At 65.0% G+C, this 23,633-nt stretch carries 17 protein-coding genes; 8 read left to right on the top strand and 9 right to left on the bottom strand.

The features are described 5' to 3' along the window. Nucleotides 1–64: 64 nt before the first annotated feature. Genes LCM4577_RS32705 through hppD form a run of 3 tightly spaced genes read right to left on the bottom strand, consistent with a single transcriptional unit; the run spans nt 65 to nt 1,835 of the window. The gene (locus tag LCM4577_RS32705; protein WP_071034597.1) at nt 65–439 is read right to left on the bottom strand and encodes a type II toxin-antitoxin system VapC family toxin; all 375 of its coding nucleotides are present in this window, start codon (nt 437–439) and stop codon (nt 65–67) included. After that, nucleotides 436–663 (bottom strand): type II toxin-antitoxin system Phd/YefM family antitoxin, encoded by a 228-nt coding sequence (locus LCM4577_RS32700; RefSeq protein ID WP_040986564.1) that lies wholly within the window; start codon nt 661–663, stop codon nt 436–438. The genes LCM4577_RS32705 and LCM4577_RS32700 overlap by 4 nt, the downstream gene beginning before the upstream one ends. 56 nt (nt 664–719) lie before the next feature. Further along, nucleotides 720–1,835: a 4-hydroxyphenylpyruvate dioxygenase gene (gene hppD / locus LCM4577_RS32695; protein ID WP_071074804.1), complete on the bottom strand. Its 1,116-nt coding sequence runs from the start codon at nt 1,833–1,835 to the stop codon at nt 720–722. Nucleotides 1,836–1,972: 137 nt separating this feature from the next. On the opposite strand from hppD, the gene LCM4577_RS32690 reads away from it, so the two are divergent. Continuing rightward, nucleotides 1,973–2,440, top strand: coding sequence for an Lrp/AsnC family transcriptional regulator (locus LCM4577_RS32690; RefSeq protein WP_040986687.1), 468 nt, complete (start codon nt 1,973–1,975; stop codon nt 2,438–2,440). Here LCM4577_RS32690 and LCM4577_RS32685 read toward each other — a convergent pair. The 4 genes from LCM4577_RS32685 to aztA all read right to left on the bottom strand — a co-directional run bounded on the left by LCM4577_RS32685 (nt 2,437) and on the right by aztA (nt 5,594). Beyond that, nucleotides 2,437–2,775, bottom strand: a complete 339-nt coding sequence (locus LCM4577_RS32685) for a TIGR01244 family sulfur transferase (protein ID WP_040986559.1) — start codon at nt 2,773–2,775, stop codon at nt 2,437–2,439. The two genes, LCM4577_RS32690 and LCM4577_RS32685, sit on opposite strands and share 4 nt — an antisense overlap. A gap of 149 nt (nt 2,776–2,924) precedes the next feature. After that, nucleotides 2,925–3,866: a zinc ABC transporter substrate-binding protein AztC gene (aztC, locus tag LCM4577_RS32680; protein ID WP_071034599.1), complete on the bottom strand. Its 942-nt coding sequence runs from the start codon at nt 3,864–3,866 to the stop codon at nt 2,925–2,927. Between the two features lie 28 nt (nt 3,867–3,894). Continuing rightward, nucleotides 3,895–4,770 carry a zinc ABC transporter permease AztB gene (aztB, locus tag LCM4577_RS32675; protein WP_071033297.1) on the bottom strand — a complete coding sequence of 292 codons (876 nt, stop codon included), beginning with the start codon at nt 4,768–4,770 and terminating at the stop codon, nt 3,895–3,897. After that, on the bottom strand, nt 4,770–5,594 hold the full coding sequence (aztA, locus tag LCM4577_RS32670; protein ID WP_071074803.1) for a zinc ABC transporter ATP-binding protein AztA: 825 nt from the start codon (nt 5,592–5,594) through the stop codon (nt 4,770–4,772). The genes aztB and aztA overlap by 1 nt, the downstream gene beginning before the upstream one ends. Nucleotides 5,595–5,815: 221 nt before the next feature. Between aztA and LCM4577_RS32665 the strand changes: the two genes are divergently transcribed. Continuing rightward, nucleotides 5,816–6,160, top strand: a complete 345-nt coding sequence (locus LCM4577_RS32665; RefSeq protein ID WP_040986553.1) for a RidA family protein — start codon at nt 5,816–5,818, stop codon at nt 6,158–6,160. Between the two features lie 199 nt (nt 6,161–6,359). Here the strand turns inward: LCM4577_RS32665 and hutC are convergent, their stop codons facing one another. Both hutC and LCM4577_RS32655 read right to left on the bottom strand, forming a co-directional pair. Then, entirely contained in the window at nt 6,360–7,106 is a 747-nt protein-coding gene (hutC, locus tag LCM4577_RS32660; RefSeq protein WP_040986551.1) for a histidine utilization repressor, read from the bottom strand. A 15-nt stretch (nt 7,107–7,121) separates the two neighbouring features. After that, a complete protein-coding gene (locus tag LCM4577_RS32655) occupies nt 7,122–8,477 on the bottom strand; it encodes a formimidoylglutamate deiminase (RefSeq protein ID WP_071074802.1) in 1,356 nt (451 codons plus the stop codon). Between the two features lie 97 nt (nt 8,478–8,574). On the opposite strand from LCM4577_RS32655, the gene hutI reads away from it, so the two are divergent. From hutI to LCM4577_RS32625, 6 genes are all read left to right on the top strand, one after another. Next, nucleotides 8,575–9,804, top strand: a complete 1,230-nt coding sequence (hutI, locus tag LCM4577_RS32650; RefSeq protein WP_198541118.1) for an imidazolonepropionase — start codon at nt 8,575–8,577, stop codon at nt 9,802–9,804. Continuing rightward, a complete protein-coding gene (gene hutH, locus LCM4577_RS32645; protein WP_071074800.1) occupies nt 9,801–11,336 on the top strand; it encodes a histidine ammonia-lyase in 1,536 nt (511 codons plus the stop codon). The genes hutI and hutH overlap by 4 nt, the downstream gene beginning before the upstream one ends. A gap of 220 nt (nt 11,337–11,556) precedes the next feature. Beyond that, on the top strand, nt 11,557–12,372 hold the full coding sequence (hutG, locus tag LCM4577_RS32640) for an N-formylglutamate deformylase (RefSeq protein ID WP_071074799.1): 816 nt from the start codon (nt 11,557–11,559) through the stop codon (nt 12,370–12,372). Nucleotides 12,373–12,406: 34 nt separating this feature from the next. Next, nucleotides 12,407–14,077 carry a urocanate hydratase gene (gene hutU, locus LCM4577_RS32635; RefSeq protein ID WP_071074849.1) on the top strand — a complete coding sequence of 557 codons (1,671 nt, stop codon included), beginning with the start codon at nt 12,407–12,409 and terminating at the stop codon, nt 14,075–14,077. 114 nt (nt 14,078–14,191) lie between these two features. Next, nucleotides 14,192–14,779, top strand: a complete 588-nt coding sequence (locus tag LCM4577_RS32630; RefSeq protein ID WP_071074798.1) for a HutD family protein — start codon at nt 14,192–14,194, stop codon at nt 14,777–14,779. A 270-nt stretch (nt 14,780–15,049) separates the two neighbouring features. Next, entirely contained in the window at nt 15,050–23,629 is an 8,580-nt protein-coding gene (locus LCM4577_RS32625; RefSeq protein WP_071074797.1) for a GH36-type glycosyl hydrolase domain-containing protein, read from the top strand. The last annotated feature ends 4 nt before the right edge of the window (nt 23,630–23,633 follow it).

Genomic DNA, 23,633 nt, shown 5'->3' with positions numbered 1-23,633 from the left:
GCCAAATGGGCGCGGCGCGCCGCCTATATTGGCCGGGTGAGATTAAGCGGCTGGCGCTCGATGATCAGACCAAGGCAACGTCGTAGGCCGAGAAATGCCGACCCGCGGTGACCAGAGTCAGGCCTTCAATCTGAGCCTGCGCGATAAGCAGGCGGTCAAAAGGATCGCGATGATGGAACGGCAAGTGTTCAAGCCTTGCCGCATGCAGTTCATTCACCCCGAGGATTGGAATTCCATTCGATTGCAGAATGTCGACGATGTTGCCGGTGAGGGTGATTTTGCCGAGCGACCTCTTGATGGCAATCTCGGCCACTGAGATGGCGCTGACGGTCACATCCTTGCCCGCCAGAAAAATGTCGCGATGGTGATCCGAAAGACGTGAGTCCGCGTTGAGCACCCAAAGCAGAATATGCGTATCGACCAGGTATCTGGGGCTCATTTAGTATACTCGTCCCATTCGGGACCGAGTTCATCAAAATCGTCCGCTATCCAGATTTGGCCCTTCAGCGCTCCAAACAGGCCTTTGCTTCCGCCAGGCCGGACGGGAGCGCTCAAGGTTGCGACAACCTCTCCATGCTTTGTCAGATGGATCTTTTCGCCGGCCTGCGCACGTTTCACCAACTCGGAAAGCTGCGCCTTCGCCTTCGCCATAGGAATATTCATAGTCGGCCTCTTATGACCAGAATTTAGGTCATAAGAGGTCGAACCGCAACCCCGCTCTAAGCCGCCTTGCCGTCCAGCTTGATCACCCCGCGCTTGATCTGGTCCTGCTCGATCGACTCGAACAGCGCGCGGAAATTGCCTTCGCCAAAACCTTCGTCGCCCTTCCTCTGGATGAACTCGAAGAAGATCGGCCCGATGACGGTCTTGGAGAAGATCTGCAGCAGGATCTTGGTCATGCCGCCGTCGACCACGCCTTCGCCGTCGATGAGGATGYCGTGCTTCTTCATGCGTTCGATCGGCTCGTCATGGCCGTGCACGCGCTCATGCGACATCTCGTAATAGGTGTCGGGCGGACCGGGCATGAACTTCAGCCCGTTGGYGGCGAGCTTGTCCGTGGCCTCGTAGATGGCGTCGGTGCCGACCGCGATGTGCTGGATGCCCTCGCCATTGTACTTCTTCAGATACTCGGCGATCTGGCTGGTCTCGTCCTTGGATTCGTTCAGTGGAATGCGGATCTTGCCGCAGGGTGAGGTGATGGCGCGGCTGACAAGGCCGGTGATCTTGCCGTCGATGTCGAAGAAATGGATCTGCTTGAAGCCGAACAGGTCGCGGTAGAAGTCCCACCATTTGTCCATGTTGCCGCGATAGACATTGTGGGTGAGGTGGTCGAGGAAGTAGAAGCCGACGCCTTCGGGCTTCGGATTGCGCCCATCCAGCCATTCGAACTCGGAATCATAGGCCGAGCCCTTCTCGCCATAGGTCTCGATGAAATAGATGAGCGAGCCGCCGATGCCGACAATCGCCGGCACGCCGAGCGCCTTGTCGGTGCCCTCGTAGGGCGTCGCACCCTTCGACACGGCATGGTCGAAGGCGTGCTTGGCATCGACCACGCGCCATGCCATCGAGGCGGCGCAGGGGCCGTGCTTCTCGACGAACTTCATTGCATGCGAGCCTGGCTCGGCATTGACGACATAGTTGATGTCGCCCTGGCGCCAGACGGTGATGTCCTTCGAGCGATGCTTGGCCACCGCGACATAGCCCATGCGGGTGAACAGCTCGGCGAGCTTTGCCGGCTCCGGATGCGCGAACTCGACGAATTCGAAGCCGTCGGTGCCGGCGGGGTTCTGCTTGCTGATCTTGGCGGGTGGGGCGTCGTGCGGGAAGGGGCCCATGGCAGTCCTCCGAAAGCTGTTTTGGCCGGGCTTGACCATCTTCACCATGATAGCCCGACACCTCCGCACGGTGCTTGCATTCAACCGCTTGAAATGCGCATCATGCGCGCAAACCGTGCATAAATGGAGAAAAATTCATGGATGATGCGCGCCTCGATCAATTCGACCGCAAGATAATGGCGCTTTTGCAGGACGATGCGCGATTCACCAACAACGATTTGGCGGAGCGCGTGAACCTGTCGCCCTCGCAATGCTCGCGCCGCCGTCTGCGGCTGGAGGAGGACGGCTATATCAAGGGCTATCGCGCGGTGCTCGACCGCGACCGTCTGGGCTTTTCGCTGGTCAACGTCATCTCGGTGACCTTGGCCACCCACAACCGGGACAATGCCCGCCGCTTCGGCGAACTGGTGGCTCGCCTGCCCGAGGTGCAGGAGGCGCACGCCTTAACGGGAGAGATGGATTACATCCTGAAGGTCGTGACGCCCGACCTCAAATCACTGTCGGAGTTCGTCAACGGCGTGCTCCTGCCGCATGAATCCGTGCAGCACGTGAAGACGGCGATCGTGCTGGAAACACTCAAGGAAACCGGTGCGCTGCCTATTTAGCCGCGCTGCTGCTGGATCAGCCCGTAAAGGTTGGTGCAGCGCGCGCCTGAACGGCAATAAGCGAACACCGGCCCTTCGAGCTCGTCCAGCGCGGCAGCCTGGTCCTCGACATTGTCCATGGTGATCTGGCCGCTGATCACGGGGATGTAGCGGAAGGCAAGCCCGGCCGCCTCGGCTGCGGCCTGAATGCTTCCGGCCGAAGGCTGGCCGGGCTGCTCCTCGTCCGGCCGGTTGCAGATCACGCTTTTGAAGCCGGCGTCCTTGATGGCGGCGATATCCTCGGGCTGGATCTGGCCGGAGACCGAATAGTCGTCGCTGATCTGGCGGTATTCCATGGTGTCGTCCTCGCGATCTCTTTGGCGGCAGTCTTGCCACTCCGGGAGAAGGGCGGCAATCCGCATTAAAGGAATTCCCTGCCAAATAGCGACGACCGATCGAAAAATCCAACCGGGCCGTTTTTCGACCCGGTTGGCTGCCGCGTCGCTCAGCTTCCCAGGATCGCGCCTTTGATCTGCGTGATGTTGTTGTGCATCATGTCGATATAGGTCGAGGCCGGGCCGTCCGATCCCGACAGCGCGTCCGAATAGAGCGTGCCGCCGACCTTGATGCCGGTCTCGCCGGCGATCTGCTCGATCAGCCGCGGATTGGTGATGTTCTCGATGAAGATCGCCGCCGCCTTGTCCTGCTTGATCTGCTCCACGAGCTTGGCGACGTCCGCGGCCGACGGCTCGGAATCGGTCGAGATGCCCTGCGGCGCCAGGAAGGTCAGCCCGTATTCATGCTCGAAATAGCCGAAGGCGTCATGCGAGGTGATGACGACGCGCTTGGCTTGTGGGATCGACTGGATTGCCGCGTTCACTTCGCCTTCCAGCGCATCGAGCTTGGTAGTGTAGGCGGCGGCGTTGGCCTTGTAGCTGTCGCAGCCCTCGGCGTCGGCCGCGCAGAACGCCTCGGCGATATTCTTCACATAGATCTTGGCATTGGCGATCGATTGGAAGGCGTGCGGGTCGGTGACGGTCTTGCCGCCGCTGGTGTCGGCCCCTTCGGCCGCGTCCGCGTCGGCGAATTCCGGCTTGAAGTCGATCGGCGTCACGCCCTTGGTCAGCGTCACGATCGCGGCCTTGGTGGCGCTGGCGTCAACCAGGCGCTGCAGGAAGCCTTCGAAATGCAAGCCGTTGACCAGCACGACGTCGGCGCCTGCCATCGCTACCGCGTCGGCCGGGCTCGGCTCATAGACATGCGCGTCGCCGTCCGGCCCGACGATGGTGGTGATGTTGACCCGGTTGCCGCCGACATTTTTCGCAAAGTCCGCAATCACGGTGAAGCTTGCCACCACTTTCAGCGGTGCCGCGAAAGCGGAGGATGTTGCGAATGCGCTTAATGTTATAACGCTCAACGCCAGCGCGGCACGGAAGGATTTCAGCATTGGGTGGTCTCCTTGCTTGGGGATGGGGTCAGGCGGTGCGGTGTCGGTGATGCACGATGCGGGCGCGCAGCACGCCGCGCGTGCCGAACAGGATCGAGCAGAAATAAACGACGCCGGACGAAAGGATGATCGCGGGGCCGGAGGGCAGCGACGCATGGTAGGACAAAAGCAGCCCGGCGATGCAGGAGGCAAAGCCGATCAGCACGGCCAGCGCGCACATCGGCTCGACGCGCACCGTCCAGAAGCGGGCGGCGGCTGCCGGCAGCATCATCAGCCCGACCGAGAGCAGCGTGCCCAGCGCCTGGAAGCCGCCGACGAGGTTGAGCACGACCAGGCCCAGGAAGATGAAATGCACCGGGCTGCCCATGCGGCTCACCGAGCGCAGGAACAGCGGATCGAGGCATTCGGCGACCAGCGCGCGCCAGAAGATAGCGAGACAGGCGAGCGTCACCGCCACGATGCCGCCGATCAAGATCAGCGCCTCATTGTTGAGCGCGAGCACCGTGCCGAACAGCACATGCATGAGGTCGACGCTTGAGCCGCGGATCGACACCATCAGCACGCCGACGGCCAGCGAAATCAGATAGAAGGCCGCCATCGAGGCGTCCTCGCGCTGGATGGTGAAGCGCGAGACGGCGCCCGCGCCGAGCGCCACGATGATGCCGGCGATCAGCCCGCCGACCGTCATCGGCAGGATCTCGAGCCCATAGAGCAGGAAGCCGGCGGCCGCGCCCGGCAGGATGGCATGCGCCATCGCGTCGCCCGACAGGCTCATGCGCCTGAGCATCAGGAAGACGCCGACCGGGCAGGCGCCGAGCGACAGCATCAGCGAGCCGAACAGTGCCCGCTGCATGAAGGCGAAATCGGCAAAGGGCGCGATGAAGAGGCCGTAGACGAAATCCATCACGCCGCCCTCGGTCCGGAGCCGTGCTGGTGGTCGTGATGGTGATCATGCGCATGATCGTGATGCGCGTGATCATGGCTATGATCATGATCCTCGGGCTCGCACCAGGGCGCGTTCTCTTCCCACGCCTCGTGGAAGCGCCGTGCCTTGAGCAGGTTTTCGGGCCGCAGCGTTTCCTTTGTGTCGCCCCAGGCGACCGGCTGGCGGGCAAGCAGCAGCGTTTCGGGGAAATTCTGCCGCACCAGATCGAGGTCGTGGACGACGACCATGATGGTGCGCTCCTCCCCATGCCAGCGTTTGATCAATTGGATGAGGTCGCCGACCGTCTTGGCGTCGACCGCGTTGAACGGCTCATCGAGCAGGATGAGGTCGGCGTCCTGCAAAAGCACGCGGGCAAACAGCGTGCGCTGCAATTGGCCGCCCGACAGCGTATCGATCGGCCGTTTCTCGAAGCCGCCGAGTCCGACCGCCATCAGCGCCCTGCTGACCGACTCGCGATCCTCTTTCGTATAGCGGCCAAGCATGCCGCGCTTCGGCCATAGGCCGAGCGAGACCAGATCGACGACGCGCGCCGGAAAGGAGCGGTCGAGCTCCGATTGCTGCGGCAGATAGGCGGTGCGCACGCCCGGCATGCGGACCACCGCGCCTTCCATCGGCTTCAGCACGCCGACAATGCCCTTCATCAGCGTCGACTTGCCCGAACCATTGGCGCCGACCACGGCGGTCAGCGAGCCTTTGCGCACGATGCCATTGAGATGATGGATCGCCGGATGGCTGTTATAGCCAAGCGTCAGGTCGCGGAAGGTCAGGCAGGCATTGGTCATCAAACGTCGGTCCGCGAATTCGAGTACGCCGTCGATATGTGATGTTATTACATTAGTCAACATGGCGGTCCGGCGGAATTGTGACACGTCCGGTCAACTCGCCGTGTAGGCGGGCCGTTCGGAACCGGACAATTGGCTCAATTGGTTTCGCGCCCGCCGGCCTTGCCCCGCGCCGGCCGGGACTCTAAAGAGCAGCGACTCCCACAACGAAGGAACCTCCAATGAGCATTCGTCGCATCGATGTCGGCCCGCGCATGAGCCAGATCGTCATTCATGGCAACACCGTCTATCTGGCCGGCCAGGTCGGTCAGCCCGGCGGCAACGTCGCATCCCAGACGCGCGACATCCTGAAGACCATCGACGAATTGCTGGCCAAGGCCGGCACCGACAAGACCAAGATCGTGCAGGCGATCATCTGGCTGGACGACATGAAGACCTTTGCCGAGATGAACTCGGAATGGGACAAGTGGGTGCCGCAGGGCCACACCCCGGCGCGCGCCACCGGCGAAGCCAAGCTTGCCGGCCCGGAATATCTGGTCGAGATCATCATCACCGCGGCAATCTGAGCCGACTTCTCCTTCTCCCCTGTGGGAGAAGATGGCCGCGAAGCGGCCGGATGAGGGGTGTTGGAGGATCGCGGCGTGGAAGAAGTGGGCGCTTGAAGCACTCTTTTCTTCAGCACCTCGTTTCTTCCAGCACCCTCATCCGTCTCGGCGCTGCGCGCCGATCCACCTTCTCTCGCAAGGGGAGAAGGGAGCGCTGGCGCTATCCCTGCGACGGGGTAAACCTCGCCACCAGCGTATGGCTCTCCGCCGGATAGATGAAGCGCACATGCGTCACCGGATGCTCGGCGCTCCAGGTGCGGCGCTCGACCACCAGGCATGGGGCGCCGGGATCGATGTCGAGCGCATCGGCGATTGCCTCGTCCGCCGCCATAGCGCGGATGCGGTGCTCGGCCTCGCTCCACGGCACGCGGCCGATCAGCCAGGGGCCCGGCGCGATATCGAGAAACTCCTCTTCGGCTGCCTCGGCCACCGCGGAAAGGTTGATCAGCCGCTGCTCCAGCGCGAATGGCCGTTCGCCGGCAAAATGCAGACCCTCCAGCGCAAGCACCGCACCTGATGCTGAAAGCCCGAGCAACGCGCGGTCCTCGGCGCCGCTGCGCCGCTTGACCCGCTCCAGCCGCTCATAGCGATAGGGAAGGCCAAGGGCTTCGACCTCGATCCTGATGTCGTGTAGCTCCAGCACCGCCGCCTGCGACTGCGGCTGGCGGACGAAACTGCCGGAACGGCGGCGACGCTCGATCAGCCCCGCCTTGGCCAGCTGCGATAGCGCCTTGTTCACCGTCATGCGCGAGCAATTGTACTGAGCCGTCAGCTCGTGCTCGAAGGGGATGCGATGTCCAGGCGCCCAAGCGCCCGACAGGATCTTTTCACGGATGTCGGACAAGATGCGCTGGTGCAGCGAGAGGATCTCGCCGCCCTCGACATCGTCTGTCTCGACCAGGCTCATCGGATGGATCCTGCTTCAGCCTTGCGACAATGCGGTCATCACTTCGCGGAACCGCGCGGCGACAGCTTCGCGCTTCGCATGCCGGCCGCCGCTGACCTGTTTCCTGCCATGCACCCACACGCAATCGACCGTGCCGCCATTGGCGAAGATCCAGGCATCGAGGATCGCATCGCCTGCCTTGCCGGCCAGCGATGGATGGTTTTGGTCGAGCGAGACGAGATCGGCAGGGCAGCCGGCGGCAATCTGTGAAGGACCTGCCCCAAGCGCCCGACTGCCGCCGTTAAGCGCCGCATCGAACAGAGCCCGCCCGGTCGAGCCGCCGGCCCGCGCCAGCACGTTGCGGGCGCGGTGGACAAGGCGTTGCGAATATTCAAGCTGCCGAAGCTCGTCCGGCAGGCCGATCAGCACATTGGAATCGGAACCGACGCCGAAGCGGCCGCCTTGCTCGATGAAGAGCGGGGCCGCGAAAGTGCCGTCGCCGAGATTGGCCTCGGTGATCGGACAGAGCCCGGCGATCGCACCGGTCCGGGCCATCGCAACCGTTTCGGCCTCGGTCATATGCGTGGCGTGGATCAGGCACCAGCGTTGGTCCACCTTTGCATTGGCGAGCAGGAATTCGACCGGGCGCTTGCCCGACCAGGCGATGCAGTCCTCGACCTCCTTCACCTGTTCGGCGACATGGATATGGATGGGCCCGTTCGGCGCCATCGCAGCGACGGCATTGAGCTCGTCCGGCGTTGCGGCGCGCAAACTATGCGGCGCGACGCCGACGACGGCCTGTTCTAATGAGCGAACGCCCTCGCGGCTTTTCTCAAGCAAGCACCMGAAACGCTCGACATCATTGATGAATCGCCGCTGGCCATCGCCGGGAGCGGCGCCCCCGAAGGCGGAATGGGCATAGAAGACCGGCAGCAGCGTCAGCCCGATACCGGTATCTGCCGCGGCAGCGGCGATCCGCTCGGCCATCTCGGCGATATTGGCGTAAGGCTGCCCGTCGCGGTCGTGATGCAGATAGTGGAATTCGCCGACGCGCGAAAAGYCGGCCTCCAACATCTCGACATAGAGTTGCGCCGCCACCGCCTCGACCTGGTCCGGCGTCATCGACAGCGCGAAGCGGTACATCACCTCGCGCCAGCTCCAGAAACTGTCGGTCGAAGGGCCGCGTAGCTCGGCCAAACCCGCCATGCCGCGCTGGAAGGCGTGGCTGTGCAGATTGGGCATGCCCGGCAGGACGATGGCGTGGCGCTCGTCGCCCGCCTGAGGGGAAGCGCCGACTTCGACTGAAGAGATGCGGCCATCTTCAAAAGCGATCCTGACATTGTCCTGCCAACCGCCGGGCAGCAGCGCCTGTTCCGCAAAGATCGCCGTCACGTTCCTCTCCGAATCTGAATGCCCAGGCGACATTATCACTTGCGTCGCGTTCCAATATGTATATACATAATCGTCATCCAAGCAAATGGAAAAGATGATGGGTGGAGCAAACGGGAAGAGCGGCCATCGGGTCTGGCGCAATGCGCGCCTGGCGACCATGGCCGGGGGTGCTGCCGGTCTCGGCATCGTCGAGAAAGGCGCGGTCGCCGCGCACGACGGGTTGATCGTTTATGCCGGCCCCGAGGCCGATATGCCGGCTGCAACCGGGCAGGGCGCCGAGGTCGTCGATTGCCAGGGCCGCTGGATCACGCCAGGGCTGATCGATTGCCACACGCATCTGGTCTATGCCGGCAACCGTGCCAACGAATTCGAAATGCGGTTGGCCGGCGCCACCTATGAAGAAGTGGCCCGCGCCGGCGGCGGCATTGTCTCCTCGGTCAAGTCGCTGCGCGCAGCGAGCGAGGACGAGCTTGTCGCCGAGACGCGGCCGCGTCTCGACGCGCTGCTGGCCGAAGGTGTCACCACCGTCGAGGTCAAGTCCGGCTACGGTCTCGATGCCGACAACGAGAAGAAGTCGTTGCGCGCCGCCCGCCGCCTGGCCGACGAGCGCCCGGTCACGGTCCGTACGACCTGCCTTGCGGCCCATGCGCTGCCGCCGGAAGCCAAGGGCGACAAGGATGCGTTCATCGATCTCGTCGCCGGCACGATCCTGCCTGCAGTCGCTGCCGAAAAGCTCGCCGACGCCGTCGACGGTTTTTGCGAGGGCATTGCGTTTTCGCCGGAGCAGATGGCGCGTGTCTTCGAAAAGGCCAAGGCGCTCGGTCTGCCGGTGAAGCTCCATGCCGACCAGCTTTCCAACCTGCATGGCGCGGCCCTTGCCGCCCGCTATGGCGCCTTGTCGGCCGACCACCTCGAATACACGGACGAGGAGGGCGCCGCGGCGATGGCCAAGGCCGGCACCGTGGCGACCATCCTGCCCGGCGCCTACTATTTCATCCGCGAGACGAAGAAGCCGCCGGTCGACCTGTTCCGCCGCCACGGCGTCAAGATGGCGGTCGCCACCGACAGCAATCCCGGCACCTCGCCGCTCACCTCGTTGCTGCTCACCATGAACATGGCTGCGACGCTGTTCGGCATGACCGTCGACGAATGCCTTGCCGGCGTCACCCGTGAGGCCGCGCGCGCGTTGGGCTTGCTGGAACAGACCGGCACGCTGGAGGCCGGCAAATCGGCCGATCTCGCCATCTGGGACATCGAACGCCCGGCCGAACTCGTCTACCGCATGGGCTTCAATCCGCTCCATGCCCGTATCTGGAGAGGACAATGACGGAACTGACCCTGAAGCCCGGCAGCGCGACGCTTGCCGACTGGCGCGCCATCTATCGCGGGGCCGTGCCGAAGCTCGACGCCGCCTGCCGGCCGAAGATCAAAGCCAGCGCTGAGGCGGTCGCCCGCATCCTCGCCAAGGGCGAGCCGGTCTATGGCATCAACACCGGCTTCGGCAAGCTCGCGAGCGTCCGCATCCCGGCCGACGATCTCGAAACGCTCCAGCGCAACATCGTGCTGTCGCATGCGGCCGGCGTCGGCGAGCCGATGCCGGTCCCAGTGGTGCGGCTGATGATGGCGCTCAAGCTCGCCAGCCTTGCCCAGGGCGCTTCCGGCGTGCGCGCCGAGACCATCGACCTGCTTCAAGGGATGCTCGCCAACGACGTCATCCCCGTCGTGCCCGCGCAGGGCTCGGTCGGCGCGTCCGGCGACCTCGCGCCGCTCTCGCATATGACGGCTGTCATGATCGGCGTCGGCGAGTGCTTTACCCCGCACGGCCGCTTCCCCGCCAAGGTCGCCTTCGTCTCGCATGGGCTGGAGCCAGTGACGCTCGGCGCCAAGGAGGGGCTGGCGCTGCTCAACGGCACGCAGTTCTCGACCGCTTTCGCGCTGGCCGGCCTGTTCGAGGCCGAGACGCTCTACCAGTCCGCGCTGGTCGCCGGCGCGCTGTCGACCGACGCTGCCAAAGGTTCGGACGCCCCCTTCGATCCGCGCATCCACCTGCTGCGCAAACATCGCGGCCAGATCGAAACGGCGGATGYGCTGCGCAATCTCATGGCCGGCAGCGCCATCCGGGAATCGCACCGCGTCGGAGACGAGCGCGTGCAGGACCCGTATTGCCTGCGCTGCCAGCCGCAGGTGATGGGCGCCGCGCTCGACGTGCTGCGCAAGGCCGCCGACACGCTGGAAACCGAGGCCAACGGTGTCACCGACAACCCGTTGATCTTCGCCGAGGACGACACCGCGCTTTCGGGCGGCAATTTCCATGCCGAGCCGGTGGCCTTCGCCGCCGACATGATCGCGCTTGCCGTCTGCGAGATCGGCTCGCTGTCGGAGCGGCGCATCGCCATGCTGGTCGATCCGGCGCTGTCCGGCATGCCGGCTTTCCTGACGCCCAAGCCGGGTTTGAACTCCGGCTTCATGATCCCGCAGGTGACGGCGGCTGCGCTCGTTTCGGAAAACAAGCAGAAGGCCTATCCGGCAAGCGTCGATTCCATTCCGACCTCGGCCAACCAGGAAGATCATGTCTCGATGGCCGCGCACGGCGCGCGCCGCCTGCTCGGCATGATCGAGAATGCGACCGCCGTCATCGGCATTGAACTCCTGGCAGCTGCACAGGGCTGCGATTTCCACGCTCCGCTCGCTTCGAGCGAAGCCCTCGAGGCGGTGCGCAAGCTGGTCCGGGCCGAGGTGCCTCATCTCGACAATGACCGCCATTTCCATCCCGACATGGAAAAGGCGATCGCCTTGGTCCGCAGCGGCGCGGCAGTGAATGCGGCGGGCGCGGTAAAGCTGCCGGGGATTGCATCGTGAGATTGAACGCCCTGATAGGTCGCGATCCTTCGCGCCCCCCTCTGGCCTACCGGCCATCTCCCCCACGAGGGGGGAGATCAGCCGTCGCGTCGGCCTTCGCCAATCACCGACGTGGTAGGATGGAGCGAGGCGCCGAAACAGCCAATCTCCCCCCTCGTGGGGGAGATGCCCGGCAGGGCAGAGGGGGGCGCCGTAGAGCTCCAACTTGCGGAGGTCTCGCATGACCCCTTCATGGCTCACCGTCACCCAGGGCACGGCCCCCCTCCTGGTCTCCATCCCGCACACCGGCATCGATCTCGCAGGCCTCGACTCCCGGCTGGTCTCGACCTGGCTCGGCCGACGCGACTGCGACTGGTGGATCGACAAACTCTATGACTTTGCCGCCGATCTCGGCGCGACCGTCGTGCATACTGCCATCTCTCGCACCGTCATCGACGTCAACCGCGACCCGTCCGGCGTCTCGCTCTATCCCGGCCAGGCGACGACAACCCTTTGCCCGACGGATACCTTCGATGGCGATCCCCTCTACCGCATGGGCGATGAGCCGACGCCCTCCGAGATCGACGAGCGCCGCGAGACCTATTTCGCGCCCTACCACGACGCCTTGCAGTCCGAGATCGACCGGCTGCGTGGCATGCACGAAAACATCGTGCTTTACGACTGCCATTCGATCCGCTCGGTGCTGCCGCGGCTGTTCGAAGGCACGCTGCCGGTCTTCAATCTCGGCACCAATGACGGCAAGAGCACCGATCCGTCGCTGCAGGAAAGGGTGACGGAGATCCTCGCCGCGACTGGCGAGAGCTGGGTGGTCAACGGCCGCTTCAAGGGCGGCTGGATCACGCGCCATTTCGGCCGGCCCGAGAACGGCGTCCATGCGCTGCAGATGGAGCTCTCCAACCGTGGCTACATGCGCGAGCCGAACAAGAAGGGCTCGCCGGAAAACTGGCCCGAGCCGTACGACCCCAGCTACGCGGCGCCGATCCGCGCCACGCTGAAAACGATCCTTGAAACCACCATTGACTGGGCCGGGCGCTGACCAGCGCCGCCCGCCTCGCTTGAAAGGGACAATGATGACCGATCCTCGTCACAACATCCGCGAAGTGCGCGCCCCGCGCGGCGACAAGCTCAACGCCCGCTACTGGACGACCGAAGCGCCGCTGCGCATGCTGATGAACAATCTCGACCCGGAGGTCGCCGAGAACCCGAACGAGCTGGTCGTCTATGGCGGCATCGGCCGGGCGGCGCGCACCTGGAACGATTTCGACCGCATCGTCGCCTCGCTGAAGACGCTTGGCGAGGACGAGACGCTGCTAGTGCAGTCCGGCAAGCCGGTCGGCGTCTTCAAGACCCATTCCAACGCCCCGCGCGTGCTCATCGCCAATTCCAACATCGTGCCGCACTGGGCGACCTGGGAGAAGTTCAACGAGCTCGATAGGAAGGGCCTGATGATGTACGGCCAGATGACGGCCGGCTCCTGGATCTATATCGGCACGCAAGGCATCGTGCAGGGCACCTACGAGACCTTCGTCGAGGCCGGCCGCCAGCACTACAACGRCAACCTCAAGGGCAAGTGGATCCTGACCGGCGGTCTCGGCGGCATGGGCGGCGCCCAGCCTTTGGCCGCCGTCATGGCCGGCGCCTCCTGCCTTGCCATCGAATGCAACCCGGATTCGATCGATTTCCGCCTGCGCACCCGCTATCTCGACGAGAAGGCCGGGACGCTCGACGAAGCGATGGAAATGATCGATCGCTGGACCAAGGCCGGCGAAGCAAAGTCGGTCGGCCTGYTCGGCAACGCCGCCGAGATCGTGCCGGAGATGTTCAAGCGCGGCATCCGCCCCGACATTCTGACCGACCAGACCTCGGCGCACGACCCGATCAACGGCTATCTGCCGAAGGGCTGGACGATGGCCGAATGGCGCGAGAAGCGCACGTCCGATCCGAAGGCCGTCGAGAAAGCCGCCCGCGCATCGATGCGTGAGCATGTCGAGGCGATGGTGGCGTTCTGGAACGCCGGCGTGCCGACGCTCGACTATGGCAACAACATCCGCCAGGTCGCCAAGGACGAAGGTTTTGAGAACGCCTTCGCCTTCCCGGGCTTCGTGCCGGCCTATATCCGGCCGCTGTTCTGCCGCGGCATCGGTCCGTTCCGCTGGGCCGCGCTCTCGGGCGATCCGGAGGATATCTACAAGACCGACGCCAAGGTGCGCGAGCTCACCCCCGGCAACACGCATCTGCACAACTGGCTCGACATGGCGCGTAAGCGCATCTCGTTCCAAGGCCTGCCGGCGCGCATCTGCTGGGTCGGCCTCGGCGACCGCCACCGGCTAGGCCTCGCCTTCAACGAGATGGTAGCCAAGGGCGAGCTCAAGGCGCCGGTCGTCATCGGCCGCGACCACCTCGATTCCGGTTCGGTCGCCTCGCCGAACCGCGAGACGGAAGCGATGAAGGACGGTTCCGACGCCATTTCCGACTGGCCGCTGCTCAACGCGCTGCTCAACACCGCCTCCGGCGCCACCTGGGTGTCGCTGCACCATGGCGGCGGCGTCGGCATGGGCTTCTCCCAGCATGCCGGCATGGTGATCGTCGCCGACGGCACGCCCGAAGCGGCAAAACGCCTGGAGCGCGTGCTGTGGAACGACCCGGCGACCGGCGTCATGCGCCATGCCGATGCCGGCTACGACATCGCCATCGAGTGCGCCAAGGAACACCAGCTCAACCTGCCGGGCATACTGGGCTAGAGCATGATGCCGAAAAGTGTGAAACGGTTTTCGGACAACATCATGCTCCAAACCAAGAAGGCAGAGCCGGACGATTTCAAGTCGAATCGACTTGAAATCGTACGGCTCTAAGCCATGCGCATCCTTCGTGCCGCCGATTACCGCGTCATGCCTTGGAAGAATGGCGGCGGCACGACCACCGAAATCGCCGTTTCGCCCGACGGCGCCGGGCTCGACGATTTCGACTGGCGCGTCTCGATGGCCCGTGTCGAAACCAGCGGGCCGTTCTCCAGCTTTGCCGGCATCGACCGCACGCTGACGGTGCTGGAAGGCGATGGCGTCATTCTCGCCATTGCCGGCCAGCCGCCGACGCGGCTGACCACGGCTTCGGTGCCGCTCGCCTTTCCGGGCGACGCGCCGACCAATGCTGCGCTGATCGGCGGACCGATCACCGATCTCAACGTCATGACCCGCCGTGGCCGTATGGCCCATGAGGTCGAGCGCCGGCCTTTCTCCGATGAGATTCGCATCGCGCCACGCGCCGACACCACGCTCGTTCTTGCCGTCGGCGCCGGCGCCACGCTCTTCACGGACGATGCGCCGAGCTTGGAACCACTCGATATGCTGATCCTCGACCGGGACAGCCCGGAATTGCGGCTTCAGCCCAAGGGGCAGGGCCTGCTTTTCGTGATCGGGCTCCACCGCTTCGCCGCCAACCGTTAACGGCTGTTGCCAAACATGATCGCGGCTCAGGCGAATTATCGCCCGGCCCCTTGCATGTATCACGAAAAAGCCTGAATCCTTGCCCTGATCCAACCGGGGGCGGAGAGCGAGGGGCGTTCGCCCACGAGCTGTCGAAAGGGCACGCCCCCATCGTGGTGCGCAAAACAAACTTTCGGCCGATCAATCATGCAACCAATTGCAATTGAACCGGTTTTAGGGCCATTGCCGTGGCGGTGACGCCGCATTGCGCCCCCGCTTACGGAATTTTCAATGAACATTCAGACGAATCCGAACAAAATCGAACAGACAAGCGCCGGCTTCCCGACGGTGACGGAAGCGCCGATACGCTCCAATTTCCTGCCTGAGGACCGGCTGCGCGCCTTGGGCGTCGCGCTCGCCAAGGGCGAGGTCAAGGAATTGTTCGGCCTTGCCCCGTTCGAGTTCCAGGCCCGCATCCGCGACAACGCCAAGAAGATTCTCGAAGTCTACCGCTCGACCAATGCCGCGCAGGCCAAGGGCGAAACCATCACGCCTGCCGCGCAATGGCTGCTCGACAACAATTACCTGGTCGAGGAGACCATCTTCCAGGTCAAGCGCGACCTGCCGCGCCGCTTCTACCGGCAATTGCCGACGCTCACGCTCGGCGACGRCATGGTGCTGCCGCGCGCCTTCGTCGTTGCCTGGAGCTATGTCGAGCATTCCGACAGCTCCGTCTCGGCCAACATGTTCAAGGCGATCGTCGAGGGCTTCCAGTCGGTCGAGCCGATGAAGATCGGCGAGCTCTGGGCGCTGCCGTCGCTGCTGCGCTTCGTGCTGATCGAGAACCTGCGCCGCATCGCCGTGCGCGTCGAGCGCACCAGGCAGATGCGCCATATCGCCAACGAGGTCGCCGACCGGGTGCTTGCGACCGACGGCAATGCCGACCGCACCAGGATCCTGTCCAACTACAGCGCGCATGCGCAGGACACCACTTTCGCCACCCAGCTGCTTTACCGCCTGCGCGACGGGTCGCAGAATGCCGGCCGCGCGCTGGAATGGCTGGAAGGCGAGCTCGAAAAGACCGGCTCCGACGCCGAAGAGATCATCATCTCCGAGCATCAGACGCTGTCTTCGGGCAACGTCACCACCGRCAACATCATTCGCGGCCTGCGCCTCATCAACGACGTCGACTGGACGGTCTGGTTCGAAGGCGTCAGCCGCATCGACACGCTGCTGCGCGAAAAGACCGATTTCGCCGACCTCGATTTCTTCTCGCGCGACCAGTACCGCACCGCGATCGAGCAGCTGGCGCGCCGCTCGGATCTCTCCGAATACCGCGTCGCCGAAAAGGCGATCGAGCTTGCCGGTCATACGCCCGGGCTCACCGATGCGTCCGGCGTGCCGGAGACGGCGGACCCCGCCGTGCATACCGATGTCGGCTTCTTCCTGGTCGGGCCGCGCCGGCAGGAACTGGAAAAAGCGATCGGCTACCGCCCGCCTTTCTATGTGACCTTCAAGCGCGGCTTTGCCAGCGCCGGCTGGCTGGGCATCGTCGTGCCGGTCTTCCTGCTGACGGTGCTGCTGCTGGTGCTGTCGGGCAGGGCGCTCGCCAATCTCGGCCTGTCGGTGGAATCGATCACGCTGATGCTGGCGCTGTTCGCCGTGCCGGCAAGCGAGGGCGCGCTGGCCTTCTTCAACACCGTGGTGGCGCTGTTCCTCAAGCCGACCAGGCTTGTCGGCTACGACTACAACAAGCACGGCATTCCGGCCGGGGCGCGCACGCTGGTCGTGGTGCCCTCGCTGATCGGCTCGCGCGACGATGTCGAGGAAAACATACGCAACATCGAGGTGCATCACCTCGCCAACACGGCGCAGGAGATCCATTTCGCGCTGTTGTCCGACTGGCCGGACTCCAAGACCGAGATCGACGCCGCCGACATCGAGATCCTGCAATATGCCCGCGACGAGATCGCCAGGCTCAACGCGCGCTATCCATCGGAAGGCTCGCCGCGCTTCTACCTCCTGCACCGGCGCCGGCTCTACAACCAGGCGCAAGGCTGCTGGATGGGCTGGGAGCGCAAGCGCGGCAAGCTGCATGAGCTGAACCTTCTCCTGCGCGGCGACAGCGACACCACCTTCCTGCCGCTCGACGTGCCGCTGCCGGAAAAGGTCGTCTATGTGATGACGCTCGACGCCGACACGCGCACCACGCGCGACGCGGTTTCGAGCCTTGTCGGCAAGCTCGCCCATCCGCTCAACCGTCCGCATTTCGATCCGGTCAAGCGCGTCGTCAGCGCCGGCTACACCATCCTGCAGCCGCGCATCACGGCTTCGCTGACCAGCGGCGACGACGCCTCCTTCTTCCAGCGCGTCTTCTCGGCCAATCGCGGTCTCGACCCTTATGTGTTTGCCGTCTCAGACGTCTATCAGGACGTCTTCGGCGACGGGTCCTTCACCGGCAAGGGCCTTTACCATGTCGACGCCTTCGAGGCGGCGCTGAAGAACCGCATCGACGAAAACACCATCCTCAGCCACGATCTGCTCGAGGGCGCGCTGGCGCGCGCCGCTTTGGTCACCGACGTCGAGCTGGTCGAGGACTATCCGACCCGCTACTCGGTCGACGCCTCGCGCCACCACCGCTGGGCGCGTGGCGACTGGCAGCTGCTCGGCTATATCTTCGACCCGCGCTCCGGCGTGCCGGCGCTGTCGCGCTGGAAGATGGTCGACAATCTGCGCCGCTCGGTCACCCCGATCTTCTGGGTCATGGCCTGCGTCGCCGGCTGGACGCTGCTGCCCTTCACCCAGGCCGCGCAGTGGCAGGCGCTTCTGATCCTCACCCTGTTCATGGCGCCGACCTTCGACATCGTGAACGGCATCCTGCCGAAGAGCGGCGATCAGACGCCGCGCGGCCATTTCTCCGCTTTGGCGCGCGACACCGTGTTCGGCACCGCGTTGGTGGCGCTGAAAGTGCTCTTGATGGCGCATCTCGCCTGGATGATGGGCGACGCCATCATCCGCACCATCTACCGGCTCTTCGTCAGCCGCCAGAACCTGCTCGAATGGCGCACCGCTTCGCAGGCGGCCAAGGGCGGCAACGATCTCGGCGCCTATTACGGCATGATGTATGGCGCGGTGATCGTCGGCGTCGTCGGCCTAGCCATTCCGGTGCTTGCCGATTCCACCGGCGCATTCGTCGCTTTCTTCTTCGCCATCTTCTGGATCGCTTCCCCCGCCGTCGCCTGCTGGATCAGCCGTTCGGCCGAGACCGAGGACAGGCTGCGCATCTCGACCGCCGACATCCACGCGCTGCGCACCTTCGCGCGCCGCACCTGGCATTATTTCGAGACCTTCGTCACGCCCGAGCAGCATCACCTGCCGCCGGACAATTTCCAGGAAAGCCCGGCGCCGGTGGTGGCGCCGCGCACCTCGCCGACCAATATCGGCGTCTATCTGCTGTCGGTGGTGTCGGCGCGCGATTTCGGCTGGATCAGCCTGTCGGACGCCATCACCCGCATCGACGCCACGATGACGACTATCGAGAACATGCCGCGCGAACGCGGCCATCTCTACAACTGGTACGACACGACGACGCTGAAGCCGCTCTATCCGCTCTATATCTCCGCGGTCGACAGCGGCAATCTCGCCGGGCATCTGGTCGCGGTGGCCGCCTCCTGCGCCGAATGGGCCGAAGCGCCGTCCGTGCATCTGCAGGGCGATTTCGAAGGCATCATCGACACCGTCACCATTCTCGACGAAAGCCTGGACGAGTTGCCGGACGACCGCCGGCAACTGCGGCCGCTGCGCCAGCGCCTGGCCGACCGTCTCGACGGCATGCGTCGCGCGGTTGCGACCATCAAGGCGCAGCCCGAAATGGCGTCGATCCGCACCATCAACCTTGCCGTGCTTGCCGGCGAGATCCGCAAGCTCGCCACCGCCATCCACACCGAGGCGGCCTCGCCGAAAAGTGATGTCATCGCCGACTGGGCGGCGAGGCTCGAGGCGACCTGCGAGGCGCATGTGCACGATTCGCACAATGACGAGAGCGCCGTCGCCGCGTTGCGCGCCAAGCTGCTTGCCCTGCGCGAGCGCTGCCGCCGCTATGCCTTCGAGATGGATTTCTCCTTCCTGATGCGCCAGGAGCGCAAGCTGCTCTCGATCGGCTACCGCGTCGAGGACCGCCAGCTCGACGAAAGCTGCTACGACCTTCTTGCCTCCGAGGCGCGGCTCACCAGCCTGTTCGCCATCGCCAAGGGCGACCTGCCGACCGAGCACTGGTTCCGTCTGGGACGGCCGATCGTCGAGATCGGCTTCCAGGGCGCGCTGATGTCCTGGTCGGGCTCGATGTTCGAGTATCTGATGCCACCGCTGGTGATGAAGGAGCCGCAGGGCTCGATCCTCAACCAGACCAGCAAGCTCATCATCAAGCGCCAGATCCAGTATGCGCGCTCCAAGAACGTGCCCTGGGGCATTTCGGAAGCGGCCTACAACGCCCGCGACCGCGAGCTCACCTATCAATACACCAATTTCGGCGTGCCCGGCCTCGGCCTGAAGCGCGGCCTTGGCCAGAACACCGTGATCGCGCCCTATGCGACGATCCTGGCCGCGCAGTTCAGCCCGCGCGAGGCGGTGCAGAACCTGCAGCGGCTGCGCTCGATCGGCGCCCTTGGCCGCCACGGTTTCTACGACGCGGTCGATTTCACGCCGCAGCGCGTGCCCGAAGGCACCGACCACGCCGTGGTGCAGAACTACATGGCGCACCATTCCGGCATGTCGATCGCCGCCGTCGCCGACGCCATCTTCGAAGGCAGGCTGCGCGAGCGTTTCCACAGCGATCCGGTGATCGAGTCGGCCGAGCTTCTCTTGCAGGAGAAGGCGCCGCGCGACATTCCGACCGCAACCGTCAGGACGGAAGCCGACGAGCGCGCCAAGGACGAGACCGAGGCCGAAAGCCCCGACAGCCGCGTCATCCTCGATCCCATCAAGGCGCTGCGCGCGACCAACGTCATGTCCAATGGCCGCTATTCGGTCATGGTCACCGCGACGGGCTCCGGCTACAGCCGCTTCGGCGAGCTTGCCGTCACCCGCTGGCAGCCGGACCCGAGCGAGGATCGCCTCGGCTCCTACATCTTCCTGCGCGACACCGCCACCGGCGACTGGTGGTCGGCCACCGCCGAGCCGAAGCGCGCCGAGGGCGAACGCGTCCAGACGCTGTTCGGCGACGACAAGGCGAGCTTCACCAAGTCCGTCGGCTCGCTGCGTTCCGAAGTCGAATGCATCGTCATTTCCGAAGGCAATGGCGAAGGCCGTCGCATCACGCTTTATAATGATGGCCCGACCGACCGGCATATCGAGGTGACCTCTTTCGCCGAGCTGGTGCTCGGCAATGAGGCTTCCGACAACGCCMATCCGGCCTTCTCCAAGATGTTCGTCGAGACCGAGATCGCGCCGAACAATGGCGCGATCTTCGCCACGCGGCGCAAGCGCGACAAGAACGACCCCGACCTTACCATGGTGCATTTCGTCACCGATCCGTCGGGCCCGTCGCGCGATGCCGAGGCCGAGACCGACCGGCGCGCCTTCATCGGCCGAGGCCGCACCATCGCCGATGCCGTCGCCTTCGACCCCGGCGTCAGGCTTTCCGGCAGCCAGGGCTTCACGCTGGACCCGGTGGCGGCGCTGCGCCGCCAGGTGCGCGTGCCGGCCAACAAGAAGATCTCGTTGACCTTCTGGACCGCCGTCGGCGCCAATCGCTCAGAGCTCGACGAGGCGATCGCCCGCCTCGACCATCAGGAGAGCTTCGCCCGCCAGGCCATGCTTGCCTGGACGCGCAGCCAGGTGCAGACGCGCCATCTGGGCTTGAGCCTCACCGACGCCGCCAATGTGCAGAAGCTGGCGCGCTACCTGATCTATCCCGATCCGTTCCTGCGCCTGCCGGCCGAATCCATCGCTTCCGGCCTCGGCCGCCAGTCGAGCCTGTGGCCGACCAGCATCTCCGGCGATTTCCCGATCTTCCTCGTGCGCATCGGCGACGTCGCCGATCTCGAGATCGTCGCCCAGGCGTTGCGCTTCCAGGAATACATGCGTGCCCGCGGCATGATGATCGACTTCGTCGTCGTCAACGAGCAGGCCTCGTCCTATGTGCAGGACCTGCAGCGCGCGGTGGAGACGCTATGCGAGAACAGCCGCTTGCGCGGCCGTGAGCTCGGGCCCCGCCAGCACATCTTCGCGGTGCGCCGCGACCTGATGGACGAGCCGACCTACAAGACCCTGCTGTCGGTCGCGCGGGTGGTTCTTCACACCCGCAACGGCACGATCTTCGATCAGCTCGAACGCGCCGAGACGGCGGCCCTCCAGGCCCGCGACGCGTTGCTGCAGGCGGAGGGCGGTTCGCCGCGCGAACCTGCTCCGCCGCTGCCCTTGCCGGTGCCGGCAAGCCAGGGTGGAGGCGATATCGCCGCCGATGGCAGCGGTCTCAGCCTGTGGAACGGCTTTGGCGGCTTCGACGGGGACGGCCGCCACTATGTGACGCGGTTGACCGGACGGCGTGTGACACCGCAGCCCTGGATCAACGTGATCTCCAACGCCTCCTTCGGCTTCCACGTCTCGGCGGAAGGCGCCGGCTTCACCTGGAGCCGCAACAGCCGCGACTACCAGCTGACGCCGTGGTCGAACGATCCGGTGTCGAACCGGCCGGGCGAGGGCTTCTATATCTATGACCAGCTGAGCGGTAAGGCGTTCTCGCCGATGGCGGCAGTGGTGCGCGATCCGTCGATGACCTACGAGACCTGGCACGGGCAGGGGTTCTCCACCTTCCGCTCGAAGCGCGGGCCGCTGTCGATGGACCTGACGCAGGTGGTCGATCCGACCGATCCGGTGAAGATCACGCGGTTGCGCATCCAGAATGCCGGTCCGGCGCCGGCGCGGCTGCGCATTTACGCCTATGCCGAGTGGGTGCTGGGCGGCCATCGCTCGCGCACCGCGGCGACCATCGTGCCCTCCCGGGACGCAGCGACCGGCGCCATGCTGGCGCAGAACCCCTATGGGCTCGACTTCGGCGAGCGCGTCGCCTTCCTGGCGGCAAGTCATCCGGTCCATTCGGTGACCGCCGACCGCTCCGAATTCATCGGCAGGCACGGCACGACCGAATATCCGCAGGCCGTGCTCGGCGGGCTTGCGCTCTCCGGCCGTATCGAGGCGGGCGACGATCCTTGCGCGGTTCTCGCCAGCGACATCGACATTCCGGCCGGCGGCGACGTCACGCTGCTCTGGCTGCTTGGCGACGCGGCCACGCCCGCCGAGGCAAGCGCGCTGGCGCAGATCCATCGCGGCAAGGACTTCGACCAGCGCCTGGCCGACAACGAACGCRCCTGGCGCGGCTTCCTCGACACCATCCAGGTCGAGACGCCGGACGAGGCGATGAACGCCATGGTCAACCACTGGCTGCCTTACCAGAGCCTGGCCTGCCGCATCCGCGCGCGCTCGGCCTTCTACCAGGCGAGCGGCGCCTTCGGCTTCCGCGACCAGTTGCAGGACACGCTCGCCCTTCTGGCGCATGACCCGAAGCTGGCGCGTGACCAGATCCTCAATGCCGCGCGCCGGCAGTTCCCGGAAGGCGACGTGCAGCATTGGTGGCTGCCGCGCACCGATGCCGGGGTGCGCACCATGATCTCGGACGATGTCGTCTGGCTGGCGCACGCGACGGCCCGCTACATCGAGGTGACGGGCGATACCGGCATCCTCAAGGAGCAGTTGCCCTTCATCGACGGGCAGGAACTCGGCGAGGGCGAGCACGACGCCTTCTTCACGCCGGAAGTCACCAAGAACACCACGCCGCTCTATGACCATTGCGCGCGGGCGCTCGATCTGGCGATCAAGCGCAGCAGCCCCGCCGGCCTGCCGCTCATCCTCGGCGGCGACTGGAACGACGGCATGAACCGTGTCGGCGAGGGCGGCAAGGGCGAGAGCGTGTGGCTGGGCTGGTTCCTGCTGAAGACGCTCACCGACTTCGCGCCCGTCGCCAAGGGGCAGGGCGACACCAAGCGGGCACAGGCCTGGTCCAAGCACGCGGATGCGCTGAAGCGGGCCCTGGAAAGCACCGCCTGGGACGGCCAATGGTACCGGCGCGGCAGCTTCGACGACGGCACGCCGCTCGGCTCGCATAACTCCGACGAGTGCAAGATCGACTCGATCGCCCAGTCCTGGAGCGTGCTGTCGGGCGAGGGCGATCCGGCCCGTTCGACGACGGCCATGGAACAGGCGACCGAGATGCTGGTCGATGACGAGCTCAAGATCGTCAAGCTGTTCACGCCGCCCTTCTCGAAGAGCGAGAAGGACCCCGGTTACATCAAGAGCTATCCGCCGGGCGTGCGCGAGAATGGCGGCCAGTACACCCATGCCGCCACCTGGTTCGTGATCGCGCTGGCCGAAATGGGCCGCACCGACGAGGCCTATCGCTGCTTCTCGATGCTGAACCCGGTCAACCACGCCTCGGACGAGGCGGCGGCCGAGCACTATCGCGTCGAGCCCTATGTCGTGGCCGCCGACATCTATGCCGGTGAAGGCAAGGGGGGACGCGGCGGCTGGACCTGGTACACGGGCTCGGCCGGCTGGCTTTACCGGGCCGCGGTGGAAGGCATCCTCGGCATCGAGCGGCGCGGCAAGGAGATCACGTTTAGACCGAAGCTGCCCGGGCATTGGGATGGCTACGCCGCGACGCTCAAGATGTTCGACGGCGAGATCAAGCTTCGCGTCATCCGCGACAAAAAGACCAAGTCGATCTCGCTAGAAGTCGACGGCTCGAAGAAAAAATCGGCGTCTTTCGAGCCGAAAGCCGGCGGCAAGACCGAGGTCGTCGTCAGGATACCTGCGTAAAATC

Source organism: Mesorhizobium sp. LCM 4577 (assembly GCF_001854795.2).
Classification (GTDB): domain Bacteria; phylum Pseudomonadota; class Alphaproteobacteria; order Rhizobiales; family Rhizobiaceae; genus Mesorhizobium; species Mesorhizobium plurifarium.
The sequence above is the reverse complement of the archived record's forward strand: the minus strand, read 5'-3'. Positions and strand labels throughout refer to the sequence as shown.

Bases quoted from the DNA above. Each gene is read 5' to 3' on its own strand.
- LCM4577_RS32690 (WP_040986687.1), top strand. From the start codon at position 1,973: ATGGATGATGCGCGCCTCGATCAATTCGACCGCAAGATAATGGCGCTT.
- hutG (WP_071074799.1), top strand. From the start codon at position 11,557: ATGACCCCTTCATGGCTCACCGTCACCCAGGGCACGGCCCCCCTCCTG.
- LCM4577_RS32700 (WP_040986564.1), bottom strand. From the start codon at position 663: ATGAATATTCCTATGGCGAAGGCGAAGGCGCAGCTTTCCGAGTTGGTG.
- hutI (WP_198541118.1), top strand. From the start codon at position 8,575: ATGGGTGGAGCAAACGGGAAGAGCGGCCATCGGGTCTGGCGCAATGCG.
- LCM4577_RS32705 (WP_071034597.1), bottom strand. From the start codon at position 439: ATGAGCCCCAGATACCTGGTCGATACGCATATTCTGCTTTGGGTGCTC.
- hutC (WP_040986551.1), bottom strand. From the start codon at position 7,106: ATGAGCCTGGTCGAGACAGACGATGTCGAGGGCGGCGAGATCCTCTCG.
- LCM4577_RS32665 (WP_040986553.1), top strand. From the start codon at position 5,816: ATGAGCATTCGTCGCATCGATGTCGGCCCGCGCATGAGCCAGATCGTC.
- LCM4577_RS32685 (WP_040986559.1), bottom strand. From the start codon at position 2,775: ATGGAATACCGCCAGATCAGCGACGACTATTCGGTCTCCGGCCAGATC.
- aztA (WP_071074803.1), bottom strand. From the start codon at position 5,594: ATGACCAATGCCTGCCTGACCTTCCGCGACCTGACGCTTGGCTATAAC.
- aztC (WP_071034599.1), bottom strand. From the start codon at position 3,866: ATGCTGAAATCCTTCCGTGCCGCGCTGGCGTTGAGCGTTATAACATTA.
- LCM4577_RS32630 (WP_071074798.1), top strand. From the start codon at position 14,192: ATGCGCATCCTTCGTGCCGCCGATTACCGCGTCATGCCTTGGAAGAAT.
- aztB (WP_071033297.1), bottom strand. From the start codon at position 4,770: ATGGATTTCGTCTACGGCCTCTTCATCGCGCCCTTTGCCGATTTCGCC.